At 68.5% G+C, this 16,267-nt stretch carries 10 protein-coding genes and 1 pseudogene; 9 read left to right on the top strand and 2 right to left on the bottom strand.

All coding sequences use genetic code 11. From position 1 onward, the window contains the following. Nucleotides 1-421: 421 nt before the first annotated feature. The 9 genes and pseudogenes from AC0699_RS29675 to xdhC all read left to right on the top strand — a co-directional run bounded on the left by AC0699_RS29675 (nt 422) and on the right by xdhC (nt 12,805). Complete coding sequence (locus AC0699_RS29675) at nt 422-1,249, top strand: FAD binding domain-containing protein (protein WP_478666326.1); 828 nt, start codon at nt 422-424, stop codon at nt 1,247-1,249. After that, nucleotides 1,246-3,972, top strand: coding sequence for a molybdopterin-dependent oxidoreductase (locus AC0699_RS29670; protein ID WP_478666324.1), 2,727 nt, complete (start codon nt 1,246-1,248; stop codon nt 3,970-3,972). The genes AC0699_RS29675 and AC0699_RS29670 overlap by 4 nt, the downstream gene beginning before the upstream one ends. Then, nucleotides 3,969-4,940: an antibiotic biosynthesis monooxygenase gene (locus tag AC0699_RS29665; RefSeq protein ID WP_478666319.1), complete on the top strand. Its 972-nt coding sequence runs from the start codon at nt 3,969-3,971 to the stop codon at nt 4,938-4,940. Before AC0699_RS29670 ends, AC0699_RS29665 begins: the two co-directional genes overlap by 4 nt. A gap of 372 nt (nt 4,941-5,312) precedes the next feature. Beyond that, nucleotides 5,313-5,855: pseudogene (locus AC0699_RS29660) on the top strand (LuxR C-terminal-related transcriptional regulator); the annotation flags it as partial. 744 nt (nt 5,856-6,599) lie between these two features. Further along, nucleotides 6,600-6,926, top strand: coding sequence for a universal stress protein (locus tag AC0699_RS29655; RefSeq protein WP_478666315.1), 327 nt, complete (start codon nt 6,600-6,602; stop codon nt 6,924-6,926). Next, nucleotides 6,827-7,477: a universal stress protein gene (locus AC0699_RS29650; RefSeq protein ID WP_478666311.1), complete on the top strand. Its 651-nt coding sequence runs from the start codon at nt 6,827-6,829 to the stop codon at nt 7,475-7,477. Before AC0699_RS29655 ends, AC0699_RS29650 begins: the two co-directional genes overlap by 100 nt. Nucleotides 7,478-8,080: 603 nt before the next feature. Next, nucleotides 8,081-9,550 (top strand): xanthine dehydrogenase small subunit, encoded by a 1,470-nt coding sequence (locus AC0699_RS29645; RefSeq protein WP_478666308.1) that lies wholly within the window; start codon nt 8,081-8,083, stop codon nt 9,548-9,550. Beyond that, the gene (gene xdhB / locus AC0699_RS29640) at nt 9,547-11,994 is read left to right on the top strand and encodes a xanthine dehydrogenase molybdopterin binding subunit (RefSeq protein WP_478666304.1); all 2,448 of its coding nucleotides are present in this window, start codon (nt 9,547-9,549) and stop codon (nt 11,992-11,994) included. The genes AC0699_RS29645 and xdhB overlap by 4 nt, the downstream gene beginning before the upstream one ends. Before the next feature lies 1 nt (nt 11,995). Further along, nucleotides 11,996-12,805 carry a xanthine dehydrogenase accessory protein XdhC gene (xdhC, locus tag AC0699_RS29635; protein ID WP_478666303.1) on the top strand — a complete coding sequence of 270 codons (810 nt, stop codon included), beginning with the start codon at nt 11,996-11,998 and terminating at the stop codon, nt 12,803-12,805. Between the two features lie 150 nt (nt 12,806-12,955). On the opposite strand, the gene AC0699_RS29630 is transcribed toward xdhC, so the two are convergent. Next, nucleotides 12,956-14,152, bottom strand: coding sequence for an alpha/beta hydrolase family protein (locus tag AC0699_RS29630; protein WP_478666300.1), 1,197 nt, complete (start codon nt 14,150-14,152; stop codon nt 12,956-12,958). 349 nt (nt 14,153-14,501) lie between these two features. Beyond that, nucleotides 14,502-15,734: a heparan-alpha-glucosaminide N-acetyltransferase domain-containing protein gene (locus AC0699_RS29625; protein ID WP_478666336.1), complete on the bottom strand. Its 1,233-nt coding sequence runs from the start codon at nt 15,732-15,734 to the stop codon at nt 14,502-14,504. Nucleotides 15,735-16,267: the final 533 nt, after the last annotated feature.

The raw sequence follows: 16,267 nt of genomic DNA, 5'->3' as shown, positions 1-16,267 counted from the left end.
ATCCGGTCCGACAACCGCTCACCCGACGACTTCACCTGTCCAGGCCTTGGCACACCACACCCAACGACCCACCCCCAACAAAGTCACCGGTATTGATGCTAGGCCCTGTCGGGGCGATCGATGTCAGGAGCCGCCTGCGTCGTCTGTTCCCGTTCCTGCCCCAGCAGCCGGCTGGAACAAGCGCCCCTGCGCAAGTCAGCCGCGCGGACATCACGACTTCGCATCGAAGTTCCGAATTGGCGAGGCCCGCCCGATCTGCGTACGCTTGACAGGAATCTCTGCGCCCGCCGGTCCTCCTCGAGCAGCTCGACCGCAGCGGCCGGCATTCGATTCTGTCGCTCGAGGTCGTGCCGCTCCCAGCGCGCATCGTCACCCGTCGACATTCGACGCGCGTATCGAGCCGAATGGGAGATCGTTTCCCATGGACCTCAACACCATCACCGAAGTCGTCCGGCGACCGTCCGACCGGCCGGGCGTGGACTGGCGCGAAGGCGATGCCTGGCTCGCAGGAGGAACGTGGCTGTTCTCCGCGGAACAGCCGAGTCTGCGCCGCCTGATCGACCTGACGGCATTGCGTTGGGATCCCCTCGTCCCGAGCGACGCGGGCCTCGAAATCGGCGCGACGTGCACCATCCGCGAGCTGTACGCCTTTGCGCTGCCGGGTGACTGGACCGCGGGCACCCTTTTCGCGAAGAGTTGCGAGGCGTTCCTGTCCTCGTTCAAGGTCTGGACCTCGGCGACCGTCGGCGGCAACATCTGCATGTCTCTGCCTGCCGGCCCGATGATCACGCTGACGGTCGCACTCGAGGCACAGTACGAGTTGTGGGCTCGCGACGGGTCCGCGCGCATCGTCGATGCGCGCGACTTCGTGACCGGTGACAACCGGAACATCCTTGCTCCCGGGGAAGTCCTGCGGCGCATCGACGTTCCGGCGCGCGCCCTGAGGAAACGCACCGCGCACCGCCGCTTCACGCTGACCCACCTCGGCCGTTCGACAGTGTTCCTCATCGGTACTCAGACACCAGGAACGAGCGACCTGCTGCTCACCGTCACCGCCGGCACCACACGGCCCGTGCGCATTGCTTTCGACACCATGCCGGATTCCCGGACTCTGCAGCAGTGCATCGACGTCATCCCCGCCGACGTCTGGTTCGCCGACCCCAACGGGACACCCGACCACCGTCGCCACCTGACCAAGCACTTCGCCGAAGAGATTCGTCGCGAACTCACAGCCGGGGGCGTGGCATGACATACATCGTGAACGGCAGGAGCTTCGTCGAAGAGCCGGACCCCGGCCAGTGTCTGCGCACCTTCCTCCGCTCACTCGGTCACCATGGCGTCAAAAAGGGCTGCGACGCGGGTGATTGCGGCGCATGCACGGTGTGGTTGGACGGCAATCCGGTACACAGCTGCATCACGCCCGCATTCCGCGCGGACGGTCATGAGGTGACGACGATCGAGGGCATCGGATCGCCCGGCAACCTGCATCCGATGCAGCGACAGTTCCGTGACGCCCCGGGGTTCCAATGCGGTTTCTGCACCGCGGGGATGATCATGACGTCGGCAACGTTCACCGAGGACCAGAAAGAAGACCTGCCACGGGCGTTGAAGGGCAACCTCTGCCGCTGCACCGGCTATCGGGGGATCGAGGATGCCGTGAAGGGCGTCGCCGGCGTGGAGACAGCAACGCCAGGAAAGGCCGTCGGGACGAGTGTCGGTGCGCCGGCGGCCGACGACGTGGTAACCGGTCGCGCCGAGTTCACGATGGACACCCACATCGAAGGCATGCTGCACCTCAAGGTGCTGCACTCACCGCACGCGCACGCCCGGATCGTCTCGATCGACAAGACCGCCGCACTCGCGGTTCCCGGCGTGCAACGGGTCTACACCTGGGAAGATGTGCCGCGCAAGCGGTTCACTACCGCGATCCACACGGACCATCTTGTCGATCCGGACGACACCTTCATCCTCGACAACACGGTCCGCTTCGTCGGCCAACGCGTCGTCGCGGTCCTGGCCGACACGGCCGGGGCGGCCGAAGAGGGCTGCCGAAGGGTCGTCGTCGAATACGAGGTGATGCCGGCGGTGTTCGACCCCGAAGCGGCAATGGCCGAGGGGGCACCACAGCTGCACGGCGCACACGATCCATTCGTCCGCGACCCCGTCCACAACATCTTGCTCGAGCTCCATTCGCACACCGGCGATGTCGACGCAGGGTTCGCCGAAGCCGACGTGATCCACGAAGGCACGTACTTCTCACCGCGAGTGCAACACGCGCATCTGGAGACCCACGGCTCGATTGCCTGGATGGAAAACGGCCGTCTGAACGTCCGCACCAGTTCGCAGTCGCCGTCGATCGCGAAAGTCAAACTCTCCCACCTGTTCGCGCTGCGCCCGGACCAGCTCCGCGTGTTCTGCAAACGCGTCGGCGGAGGCTTCGGCGGCAAACAGGAACTGATCTCGGAGGATCTGGTCGCGCTCGCCACCCTGGACACCGGGCGGCCTGTCTGCTTCGAGTACACCCGCGAGGAGGAATTCACAACGGCTTCGCCACGGCACCCGATGACGCTGACGGTCAAGCTCGGCGCGAAGGCGGACGGAACGCTCACGGCGTTCCAGGTCCGCAATGTGTCGAACACCGGCGCCTACGGCAACCACGGCGGCGAAACGCTGTACGCAGGCGGCGCTGCCGTCATGATCTACCGCTGCCCCAACAAGAAGTACGACGCGTACTCCGTCTATACGAACACCGTTCCGAGCGGGGCACTGCGCGGTTACGGGATGACGCAGCCGGCGTTCGCCGTGGAATCGGCGATGCACGAGCTGGCACACGCATTGCACATCGATCCGCTCGAACTGCGACGCCGCAATATCGTGCGGCCGGGTGATCCCCTCGTCGCCATGCATGACGGCCCCGACGACGTGGTGTTCGGCGAGGACGGACTCGCGAAGTGCATCGATCTGGTGGATGCCGCCATGGCCCGTACGGCCGATGAGCCGTCCCCCGGCCCCGAGTGGCTCGTCGGGGCCGGCGTCGCGACCTCACTGCACGAGACCGCGCCACCGACCGAGCACATCTCAGAGGCTTGGGTCACGCTGGGCGACGACCTCATGTACGAGTTGGCCGTCGGAACAGTCGAATTTGGCGAGGGCACCTCGACCGCCCACGTCCAGATCGCGGCCAACCAGCTGGGCACGACGCCGTCGCGGATTCGCCTGGTGCAGTCCGACACCGACCGCACGGGATTCGACACCGGCGCCTTTGCCAGTGCGGGTCTCTTCGTGTCGGGCAACGCGGTCCTTCGAGCGGCCAATGCCGTGCGCGACCGCATCCTGGAATTCGCTGCCGCGCACACGGGTGTCCACGTCGTGATGTGCTCGATGGACGACGAAGAAGTCGTCTGCGGCGACCAGCGCGTATCGTTGGCCGAGCTCGTCGCACGGGCCCGCGCGCACGGAATCCGTTTCACCGCCGCTCGCAAGGCCTACGGCTCACCCCGGAGCGTCATCTCCAACACGCAGGGGTTCCGCATCGCAGTCCATCGGGTGACGGGTGAGATCCGTATCCTTTACAGCGTCCAGGCGACCGACGCAGGCGCGGTCATCAACCCCGCGCAAGTCAGGGGACAGATAGAAGGCGGTGTCGCCCAGGGCATCGGCTTCACGCTGACCGAGAACTACCAAGTCGACGCGAACGGTGTCATGGTCAACCCGAACTTCCGCAACTACCGTATCCCCACCTACGCCGATATCCCCCGCACGGACGTGCTCCTGGTGGACTCGACGGATTCCGTCGGGCCCATGCGGTCGAAGGGGATGGCCGAATGCTGCATCAACCCGGTGGCCCCCGCGTTGGCGAATGCGCTCCACGACGCCACGGGCGTCCGCTACCGCGCGCTGCCCCTGACGCCGGAACGGATCTACGGCCGGCTCAACGAAAAGCAGTCGGTAGCGACGGGCCCGGTCACATGAACACCGAAAGGCTCGAAGAGGCCGCGGCTACGGGAATCATCGGTCAGAAGGTCCTGCCCGGACTGGAGCGGGAGTACGAAGCGTGGCAGGAGGACGTCAACGCCGCCGCAGCCAACTACGCCGGGTACCTCGGCGCCGAGATCTCCCCGCCGACACCCCTGCAACCCGACTGGGTAGTCGTATACCGATTCGACTCGATAGCCCATCTGCAAGCATGGATCAACAGTGCAACCAGGCAGCGGCTTCTCGACATTGGGAGAAAGTACTTCGACGGTCCGGCAACCCAGCAGGTCCTCAGCGGCGGCACGCAACCACCGGATCCGCTCGTGACCGTTGTGGTCACCCACCGCGTCCACCCGGACCACGTCGCCGACTTTCTGGACTGGCAGCGCCGCATGAGCCACGAGGAGAGCAAATTCGAAGGATTCCGCGGAACCGAGCTCTTCCGCCCGATCGAAGGCCTTCAGGACGAATGGACCACCCTGTACCGATTCGACAACGCCGAGCACCTCGATGCCTGGCTGACGTCGGCCAAGCGGCAGGAAGTTCTTGCTGAAGGCAAGAAGTTCAACGACTTCCAACTGCGCACGATCGACAACTCGTTCGGCAGCTGGTTCGCCTTCGAAGAGGACGGCAAGGAAGCGCCGCCGCCCTCGGAAACCAAGACCTCCATCGCAATCTGGGTCGGCTTGTACCCGACCGTTGTGCTGCTGACGCTCGCCGTGTCGCCGCTGAAGATGCCGCTCTGGATCGGGCTGCTTGTGGGCAACCTGCTTTCGAGCTTCGCCATGAGCTTCGTCACGATGCCCTACTACGTGAACCCGCTGCTCAAGAGGTGGCTGCGGCCGTCACCGGACGAACCGGCGGCGAAGACCAACCTCGTCGGCCTCGGCATCGTCGCCGCGTTGATGGTGTTCTGGGCCGCTGTCTTCTACCTCGTCACGCGCCAGTTCTGGACGCTGCCCTGACCCGGCAGCCCGGACACAGGAGGTGGCGCCCTGCCGTGGTGGCGCAAGGGCCGAGCCTTTACGCATGCGTGCCTGTCCGGCGGCCCCCACTCTCAGCCGGCGCTCCACAGCGCACACCGCCTCCTGCGGTCCGACGAGGACATCGCCGACGAGATCCGGCGCACCGTGATCGAGGACCTGCCGCCCGCCGCGCAGGTGGAAGTCTCCGTCACGGACGGTGTGGTGACGCTGGGCGGGGTCTCCGTGACCGGGCTCTGGTGCCCTTGCCGACCCGGGCGGTCCGTGCGGTCCGTGCGGTCGATGGCGTGGTGGACATCCGCCTGGACCTGAACTCCCCCGCAGCACGCAAGTCGACGGCCGAGCAGGCCCTGGGGACCCGCGCTGCGCCCCCATGTCGCGGTCCTCGACATCCGGATCCCGGACGGCGACGGCATCACCGTCTGCCGCGACCTGCGCTCCCACGTGCCGGACCTCGCCTGCCTCATGCTGACGTCCTTCGACGACGAGGACGCACTGCTCGACTCGATCATGGCCGGAGCCGCCGGAAACGTTCTCAAGCAGATCAAGGGCACCGATCTTGTCTCCGCCGTCCGCACCGTGGCAACGGGTCAGTCGATGCTCGACCCCGCCACGACCGCGCGGCTGATGCGTTCGCTGCGCACGCCCGAGGCCGGCCACCCGGCCGACGGCGCACGGCTCGCCGAGCTCACGGACAGGGAAGGTGCCGTCCTCGATCTGATCGGCGAAGGACTGACCAACCAGCAGATCGGCAAGAAGCTCTACCTGTCCGAGAAGACCGTCAAGAACCACATCTCGCGGCTGCTGTCCAAGCTCGGTGTGGAACGCCGTGTCCAGGCCGCCGTCATCGCCACTCAGGCTCGTGAAGCTCGTGAGCACGATGAACCGCATCGCTGACGGCTGCGACCGCTTCGCCTCCGGCTATCGCCGTGCTGATCGCTGCCGGCTGGACCGGCCCGGAAGGCAAGGGGCGGAAAGGGCCCATCCGCTTCTCGCGGATCCTGATTGCGCGGTGCACGGTCGCCGACCGCTTCTCCGCGTCCCTTTCAGGGACCCTTTCCGTCAATTCCATGGAAGCACTCGGCGCGCGGTCTGACCAGGGCTCTACGGTCCCCGGTCAGCCCCGCCCGGCATGGTCTGCGGGTTGCCTCGGCAGCCGCCCTCGGTCGCGGGCGCCGCGGGCTTCGGGGATCGCTGAGCCGACCGGGCCCAGCAGGCGCAGCCCCGACTCCCCATCCGCCGCGTGCGCCGGCGAGTCTCTGCGTACTCCCGAGGCCACGGCGAGCACCCGGTACTCCTTCGCGGCGAGAAGCTTCGGAGGGCCCCTCCTTCGACGTCGACGACACCTCCTGAACCGGGACCGTCGACCGGACTGCGCCGTCGCCGGACAGCGCCGACACTGGTCAGGAGGAGCCGGCTGCGATGACAACGATCCGGCGTCGTACCGGCCCCCCGGAGTGGACGAGCCGCTGGTCGTCGTGAGTGCGGCCTGCCGTGGCCCCGTCGCCGAACTGACCGGCGCCGCGGGGAGGACCAGGTCCGTTCGGCCCGCACGCGGGACCGTCGGCCTCTGCTGTCGCCGCGCCCGGGCGGTGACGCTGGGAGCGTGGCCGCCCTCGCGGCTCGAAGGAGGTCCGCGCCATGACCCGCCACGTCACCGTCGGCCTGGATGGTTCGCCCGAGAGTTACGCCGCCGCCGAGTGGGCGGCCCGGGAATCGCTGTTGCGCAAAGTGCCGCTGTACCTCGTGCACGCCGACGACTGGCCCATGACCGCGGCCGTTCCGGTGTCTGGCCCCGATGTGCAGCGCCGATGGGGCGACAAGCTCCTGGCCGATGCCGCGAAGAGATGCGGCGTGACCATCCCTCCTTGGAGATCGTCACACGGCGGCTGTCCGGGCGGCCCGCCGCTGCGCTGTCCATCGAGGCAGGTGAGGCGGAGATGCTGGTGCTCGGCTCCCGTGGGCTGAGCGGCACCATGGGCTTCCTCCTCGGTTCGGTCGGTATGGCGACGATCAGCGCCACCGAGCAGCCGGTCGTGCTCGTCCGGGCCCTGACGCAGCCGGGCACGGGGCCTCGCTCCGGATCTCCCGGCCCGTACCGCGCCGTGGTCGTCGGCGTCGACATCCACCAGAACAGCGACTCGCTCCTGGCCTTCGCCTTCGACGAGGCGGCTCGGCGTGGCTGCCGGCTGCGGGCCGTATACGGCTGGTCGCTTCCGCCGGTCGTCCGCGACGCCCTGGCGCTCGATGCGGCTCAGCAGGAACTGCACCGCGACGCCGCGCGCGGCCTCGGCGACCTGATGGCCACCTGGCAGCGAAAGTGCCCATCGGTCGAGGCCGAGGAGCGCACCGCCATGGGTACTCCCGCGCAGCAGTTGGTGAACTGCGCCGCCGACGCGGATCTCGTGGTCGTCGGGCGGCGCATCCGCAGAGCTCCCGTGGGCGCGCACATCGGCCCCATCGCGCATGCGGTGATGCACCACTCCACCGCGCCCGTCGCCGTCATCGCCCATGACTGACCGCCTCGCCGGGGGGCAGGAGGTTTCCGTGCCTTCACCGCCAGTCGACACCGTCATCGTCGAATCCCTCGTCGAAGACGCGGTGTCGGCCCCGTCCATGCGCAACACGCAGCGCTCGTCGTCAGTCTGCCGGCCAAGCGGCAGTTCGCTGATCCCCGCGTCGTGGCCCGCGTCAACGACGAGAACGCCCGGCTTTTCGACCAGCGCACCCAGCGGTGGCGCCCCAGCCTCGAGTCCGATCGGTTTCGAGAGACAGGGTCAGCCTCTTGACCTCTGTGGCCCCGGCCACTACTTTGCGGTGAACGTCGACCCATAACTACCGATAGGAGGCGACCAGCGGATGTACACCCACTCTGATCTGGGTCGCCTCGCCCACCGCATGGTCTGGGTTCCGGGTCGAATCGCGCACGGCTGCTGAGCACGCCGTTCTGATGTGCCCGTCCGTGGCACATTCTGGGTTTTCCGTCACCACCTCCCGGCACGTCGCTGTTGCGTGCCGTTTTGCGCCCGCTCCTCGCACGTGGCGCGTCTGAACACAGAAAGCTGCCTGAAATTGGCGAACATGATGAATCGACCCATCGCGCACAGAAACGAAGGCCTGTCATGGTAGGGGCGCGGATCACGGTCAACGGGAAAGAAGCACCGATTTCACCGGCTGCGCCTCACACCACAGTGCTGGACTTTCTGCGCGAGCGTGGCCTGACCGGCACCAAGGAGGGCTGCGCCGAGGGTGAATGCGGCGCCTGTTCGGTCCTGGTGGCCCGTCCCGGGGTGAACAAGCCCACCGACTGGGTGGCGGTCAACGCCTGCCTGGTCCCGGTCGCGGCGCTCGACGGTCAGGAGATCATTACCTCCGAAGGTCTCGCCACCGCCGGCGAACCCGGCACGCCGCCCACCCTGCACCCGGTGCAGGAGGAGATGGCGGTCCGCGGCGGCTCCCAATGCGGTTACTGCACGCCGGGATTCATCTGCAGCATGGCTGCCGAGTACTACCGACCCGACCGTTGCGCTCACGCGGACGCGGGTTCGGCCGACACCGCCGACGCCGAGCACGGTCCGAACGGTTTCGATCTGCACGCGCTGAGCGGAAACCTGTGTCGCTGCACCGGTTATCGCCCGATCCGCGATGCCGCGTTCGCGGTCGGTGAGCCCACCGACGAGGACCCGCTGGCGCAGCGTCGCGAGCAGTCCCCGCCCGCACCGGTCGCCACCGAATACACCCAGGACGGCAGCGCGTTCCTGCGGAAGAGCACCCTGGCCGAAACGCTGGAGCTGCTGCGCGAGCGGCCCGACGCGGTGGTGGTCGCCGGCTCCACCGACTACGGGGTCGAGGTGAACATCCGCTCCCGCCGGGCGGATTGCGTGGTCGCCATCGACCGGCTGCCCGAACTCCGGGAGCTGCGCGTCGAATCCGACCACATCGAGATCGGTGCGGCGCTGACGCTCACCGAGACCGAACGTCGCCTCGACGGCGACGTCCCGCTCCTTGCAGAGCTGTTCCCGCAGTTCGCCTCCCGGCTCATCCGCAACAGCGGGACCCTCGGCGGCAACCTGGGTACCGGCTCGCCCATCGGTGACAGCCCGCCGGTGCTGCTCGCCCTTGAGGCGTCGTTGGTGCTCGCCGACGCCGGCGGTGAGCGTGTGGTTCCGCTGGCCGACTACTTCACCGGCTACCGGCAGAGCGTGCGCCGTCCCGGCGAGCTGATCCGCGCGGTGCGCATCCCGCTGCCGCTGTCGCCGGTCACGGCCTTCCACAAGATCGCCAAGCGTCGCTTCGACGACATCTCCAGCGTGGCGGTCGCCTTCGCGCTCGGCATCGAGGACGGCATCGTCCGCAAGGCACGCATCGGCCTGGGCGGCGTGGCCGCCACCCCGATCCGCGCGCTCGCCACCGAGGCGGCCCTGGAGGGCAAGCCGTGGTCGGCGGAGACCGTCGAGGCTGCGGCCCGGGTCCTGCGGGGCGAGGGCACGCCGATGGACGATCACCGCGCCAGCTCCCTCTACCGTTCCGCGATGCTCGGCCAGAGCCTGCTGAAGCTGCACGCACAGACCACCGAGGCGGTGTCGTCATGAGTCATCTGTCCGAGCGTCCCGAGAAGCCCGTCGTCGGCGTCTCGATGCCGCACGAGAGTGCCTTCCAGCACGTCACGGGCACCGCGCTCTACACCGACGACCTGGTCCAGCGCACCAAGGACGTGCTGCACGCCTACCCGGTCCAGGTCATGAAGGCGCGCGGCCGGATCACCGCGCTGCGCACCGAGCCAGCGCTCGCCGTACCCGGCGTGGTCCGCGTACTGACCGGTGCCGACGTGCCCGGCGTCAACGACGCCGGCATGAAGCACGACGAGCCGCTGTTCCCCGACGAGGTCATGTTCCACGGCCACGCGGTCGCCTGGGTGCTCGGCGAGACCCTGGAGGCGGCCCGGCTCGGTGCGGCGGCCGTCGAGGTCGAGCTCGACGAACTGCCCTCTCTGGTCACGCTGCAGGAGGCCATCGCGGCGGGCAGCTATCACGGCGCCCAGCCCCTCATGGTGCACGGCGACATCGACGCAGGCTTCGCCGACTCCGCGCACGTGTTCACCGGCGAGTTCCAGTTCTCCGGTCAGGAACACTTCTACCTCGAGACGCACGCGGCGCTGGCCCAGGTCGACGAGAACGGGCAGGTGTTCATCCAGAGCAGCACCCAGCACCCTTCCGAGACGCAGGAAATCGTCTCGCACGTGCTCGGCGTGCCCGCCCACGAGGTGACCGTGCAGTGCCTGCGCATGGGCGGCGGCTTCGGCGGCAAGGAGATGCAGCCGCACGGCTTCGCGGCCGTGGCCGCGCTCGGCGCCAAGCTGACCGGCCGGCCGGTCCGGTTCCGGCTCAACCGGACCCAGGACCTGACCATGTCCGGTAAGCGGCACGGGTTCCACTCCAAGTGGAAGATCGGATTCGACGCGGACGGCCGTATCCAGGCCCTGGACGCCACCTTGGTCGCGGACGGCGGCTGGAGCCTGGACCTGTCCGAGCCGGTGCTGGCCCGCGCGCTGTGCCACATCGACAACACCTACTGGATCCCCAACGCGCGCATCGCCGGTCGCATCGCCAAGACCAACACGGTCTCCAACACCGCCTTCCGCGGCTTCGGCGGACCGCAGGGCATGCTGGTGATCGAGGACATCCTGGGCCGCTGCGCGCCGCAGCTCGGCCTGGACCCCATGGAGCTGCGGGAACGCAACTTCTACCAGCCGGGCCAGGGCCAGACGACGCCGTACGGACAGCCGGTCACGCAGGCCGGACGGATCTCCGCCATCTGGCAGCAGGTGCAGGACGACGCCGGCATCGCCGACCGCAAGCGCGAGATCGCCGCCTTCAACGCCGCGCACCCGCACACCAAGCGGGCCCTTGCGATGACCGGCATCAAGTTCGGCATCTCGTTCAACCTCACCGCCTTCAACCAGGGCGGCGCGCTGGTGCTGATCTACAAGGACGGCTCGGTCCTGATCAACCACGGCGGCACCGAGATGGGCCAGGGCCTGCACACCAAGATGATGCAGGTGGCCGCGACCACGCTGGGCATCCCGCTGCACAAGGTCCGCCTCGCCCCGACGCGTACCGACAAGGTGCCCAACACCTCCGCCACCGCCGCCAGTTCCGGGGCGGACCTCAACGGTGGGGCGATCAAGAACGCCTGTGAGCAGTTGCTCGCGCGGCTGCTTCAGGTGGCCGCCACTCAGCTGGGTGCGAACGCCTCGGACGTGCGCATCGTCGAGGGCGTCGCGCGCGCCCTCGGCAGCGACAAGGAAGTGGCCTGGGACGACCTGGTGCACACCGCGTACTTCCAGCGAGTTCAGCTGTCGGCGTCCGGCTTCTACCGGACCGAGGGGCTGCACTGGGACGCGAAGACGTTCCGGGGCTCGCCGTTCAAGTACTTCGCCCACGGCGCCGCGGCGACCGAGGTGGAGGTCGACGGCTTCACCGGCGCGTACCGCATCCGGCGGGTGGACATCGTGCACGACGTCGGCGACAGCCTGTCCCCGATGATCGACATCGGCCAGGTCGAGGGTGGCTTCGTGCAGGGCGCGGGCTGGCTGACGCTCGAGGACCTGCGCTGGGACGCGAGTGACGGACCGAACCGCGGCCGGCTGCAGACCCAGGCCGCGAGCACCTACAAGCTGCCGAGCTTCTCGGAGATGCCCGAGGAGTTCAACGTCACGCTCCTGGAGAACGCCACCGAAGAGGGCGCGGTCTACGGGTCCAAGGCGGTGGGTGAGCCTCCGCTGATGCTGGCGTTCTCGGTGCGCGAAGCGCTGCGGCAGGCCGCCGCCGCGTTCGGGCCGAGCGGGGTCGGCGTCGAATTGGCCTCGCCCGCAACGCCGGAGGCGGTGTACTGGGCGATCCAGGCGGCTCGCCAGGACGATGCCTCCCCGAACGGTCACACCGGCAACGGCCACGCCGGAAACGGGCTCGCGGCCAACGGGCACGCCGCCAACGGCAAGATCCGAACCGATGCAGAAGCGTTGAGCGGTGCCTGACATGACGTGGGTCGCCGCGGTCGCACGCCTGCGAGCACGCCGGGCGTCCGGCGTGCTGGTGACCGTCGCGACCGTGCGCGGCCACGCCCCGCGCGACGCCGGCGCGAAACTCGTTGTGGCGCAGACCGAGACGTGGGGCTCGATCGGTGGCGGCAACGTCGAGGCCGTCGCGATCGACCGGGCCCGGCAGATGATGAGCGAGCCCAAGCCGGAGCCGGAGCTGATCGATTTCGCCCTGAACGACAAGGTGACCAACCGGCATGGCGTGCAATGCTGCGGCGGTACGGTCTCGGTGCTGCTCGAACCGCTCCCGGTGGTACGGGCGGTGGCGATCTTCGGCGTCGGGCACGTCGGGCTGGAACTGGCGCGCATCCTGGCACGTCAGGACCTCGACCTCCACCTGATCGACACCCGCTCCGACGTCCTCACCGAAGAGCGTCTCGACGTGCTGGCAGACGCGGTGGCGCAGGTGCACGTGCATCACACGCCACTGCTGCCCGAGGAGGTGCTGGCGGAGCTGCCGCGCGGCACCCACATCCTGATCATGACCCATGATCACGCCGAGGACGCCGCTCTGTGCGACGCCGCCTTGCGCACAACCCATCTCGGCTCCATCGGGCTGATCGGGTCGGCGGCCAAGTGGGTGCGGTTCCGCAAACGCCTGGCCACCGAGGGCGGTCACGACGAAGCCACCATCGATCGGATCAAGACCCCGATCGGGCTGGCCGACATCACCGGCAAGGAACCCGCGACCATTGCCGTGAGCGTCGCTGCCGATTTGCTGCGCACCTTCGAAACCGAGGGGAACTGACTCTCCAACCGGATCGACAGGGGTGCCCCGCGTTCGTGCGAACGCACACCTGCGGGGCACCCTTTCGGCACGACCATGCCCGTCACTTCGACAGGCATCGACCACGCCAGGGCAGGAACCAACTTGCGCCGCCCTTCGACGACCCGAAGCTCAGGGCTGCTGGAACTCGACCTCCGGACAGGCCGACGACGGTCCGTCGAGCAGGGGCTGCCGAATGTCGCGCAGGTGCAGATCGAAGAAGGCTCCGACGTAGTCACGGGTGATCTTCCCGGAACGCCGTCCCGGCAGAGGTGCCGAGGGATCGGACAGCCCCAGCTGTTCACCGAGCACCGGCAGGTCGATGAAGGAGAAGTGCCCGGAGTCGGCCACGGTCAGCCATCGTTTCCAGCCGTCAAGGCGCGCCCAGTCGCCGTCCCAGGCCGGGCTGCCGGAACCCGGGCTGTGGTCGGCCTTCGTCCCGAGCATCAGGAACGGCCGGCCGTCGAGACCGGAGGCAGGCACCGGGGCGAAGAAGGAGCCGTCCAGGTTCGCCCCGGCCCGCACCCTCTGATCGGTGGCCATGGTCTGCGCGGCGCTGTTGCCGCCGATGGAGTGGCCGGCCGCTCCGATCCGACGCGGGTCGATCATCCGGGCGTGCCGCCATGACGGGTGATGGCCCGTCAGCCGGTCCAGGACGAAGGTGATGTCCTTGGCCCTGCCTTCGGCGGCTGTCTTGTATCCGGCGTTGCCGCCGGCGTCGACCTGTTCGCAGGCGGCGCAGGTGAGCATCCGCCCGCCCGGGTAGAGCGTGCCGAAGGACTCGTAGGCGTGATCGACCGTTGCGACGACGTATCCGCGACTGGCCAGATCCCCGGCGAGACCGGAGAGCGTGGCACGGGGCAGAGTGAAGCCGGGCGAGAGCACCACGAGCGGAAACCTGCCCGGCAGGGGGCGGGCAGCGGCCCGCACGTGGGTCCGGGTCGCGCTGACCGTCCCCGCTGGTATCGCTTCGTCCCGACCGATGCCCTCCAGTAGCAGCCGGGCCTCTCCGGTGGTCATGTACGGCGCGGAGTCGCCGATGCCGGGCCGTGCCGGGTAGTACATCGACAGCATGAGTTCACGCGCGCCCGCCTGAGGCATCCATGGGTCCCGGCGGTCATTGTCGACGAGGTGCAGCAAGTCGCGTCCGACCGCGTACGGTCCGGTCGGGCGAAGCAGTTCGAGCCGGACGGCGGCAGCTCGGTCGGATTCCGGCGCCTGGACGGACTGTGGGGGCGGCACGATGTCGGCCATCCCCTCCCCTGCCAGCGGCATCGACAGGCCGAGCGCGAGCACGGCGGCGATCGAAGCACGACGGGTTCCGGTCATGCGATGGTCGACCGCTGCCCTGCCGCCACAAAGTCGGGTGAGTCGTTCCCTGAGCGAGATCATGCAGCGACGCTACGGTCCCTGCGACATCCGGCTCATCGAACGAAAGGCAACGGCGAACCCCGACCTTCGTCAGGGCGCGTGGGCCCTGTCCGGCCCGAGGAGATGCCCCCGCAGTGCAGCACGACGCCGATCACCCGACTCCCAGGCTCCGGCATCCTCGCCGGCCACAAGGCGGCCGGGAAGCGCGCGTTGTCTGGTACGGACGTGCCGCAGGCCCCGAGCTACGCGAGCCCCACCGAGGCGCCCCGGCCGAACGGCTGGACCTCGGTGGGGCTCACATCACCGGTCACGAGATCCGACGCGCTGGTGCGGTGGCGAGGTACAGGCAGTACTCCAGCGGGCCGCGCCGGAAGAACCACGTCCAGGCGACGGCGACCAGCATGGCGACCGCGGCGAAGCTGAGGAAGATCGGCAGAGCAGTGGAGTCCGGTATCTGGAAGGTGTTCAGAGCCTTGATGCCGATGATGTGGCCGACGTACGCGGTCAGCGCCATGGTTCCGAGCGCGATGACGGGCGCGGCCAGCCACCGCAGGCGCGGCGACCGGTCCATGGCCACGAAGCAGACCGCCACGACGACAAGCGCGACACCTGTGTTGCCCAGGATCGACCAGGTCGTCTGGCTGTGCGGGGCCGCCACCAGCAGCCACGCGGGCTCGCCGGCAGTGGGCTCGTTGCCGATGGCATCGAACCACCACGCCGATGCCGCCGGGCCGCCTTCCGTGGCCGCGCTGACGGCCGCCTGCGCGCCGGGAACGAGGTGCAGGGCGAGCCACGAGCCTCCGTAGCCGAGCACGGCCAGCGCCACGCCCGTGATGACCACTGTGGTGGCGACACGGGGGCGGGTGAGGTCGAGCTTGGCCAGGGCCATTCCGGTGATGATGAACGGCAGCCACGTCAGCACGGGGTATTCGCCGGTGACGAACAGTTCCAGGACACCGTCCGACCCGGTGACGACGGCCAGTGGATCGTGCGCGATGAACGCGTCGGACCAGCTGCCGCCGTCCACCGCCGCCCGCAGCAGGTAGACCAGCACAGGCATGGCCAGCGCTGTCGCGGCGGCGATCACGACCAGGGTGGCGGCCCGCAGCCGGTACAGCGGAAGGGCGAGGACGAAGAGCAGTCCATAGAAGGAGAGGATCACCTCGACCGGGGTGTCCAGCCATGTCAGGGCGTACCCCATGGCGAACAGGACGGCCGAACGGATCAGCACCCGGCCCACGGCCTGGCGCCCCGACCGTCCGGTGTCCGGTTCCGGGCGGCCGGTGAGGATGACGAGGGTGAACCCGGCGAGCAGAGCGAAGAGTGTGGCGGCACGGCCTGCTGCGGCCTCCATCGCCCAGCCGAGCGGGCCGCCAAACGAAGGGCCGGGTCCGAGGTGCACGGCGTACATGCCGAGGATCGCAAGGCCACGGGCCAGGTCGAGACCGACCAGGCGTCCCGTGGACTGCCGACAGGTGAAGCGTCTTCCGGCCGCGGGTCCTGCCTTCGACGACGCGGCCAGGGATACGTCGCGCGTCATACGGATCAGGTTCACGGCAGTTACCGTAATGAACCATCCGCCTACCGTCCGGAACCACCCCGCCGACCGGCTGGGGTGTGAGCGCTGGATCGCCGTCGGACGCTGGTCGGCACCTCACCGGGTCTGGAACTGTCGGGACGCCAACGCCACTGTCGGGTCCGTTCTCGTGTGGAGCGAAGTCACACTGAGAGACGACGTCCTCTGCCATCCTCTCGTACTCAACCGATGGCGCGATCAGCTCGACGAGACGATCGCCGACATGGTCCCGCATGCCGAGAATCCGTCTCTCAGGCACCTCCTGGACCTCTCGACGACCGGGCGTTCCCGCAACGCCGCCCAACTGGAGCAGCTCAACGGCCGCCGCCGGCTCTTTGCCTCACTGCTCCAGCGGAAGGCTGAGAGCATGCGCCTGATCACCGAACTCAACGACACTATGGTGCAGGCCGAGCGGCGGGACCGAGATACCAACGGCTCAAGATCGCAGCCGAGTAGGCCTACGACGAACTCGTACGCCGCCATCCCGACCTCTGCTG

The organism is Streptomyces sp. NPDC043870 (assembly GCF_056435785.1).
This window is presented reverse-complemented; position numbering and strand designations above follow the sequence as displayed.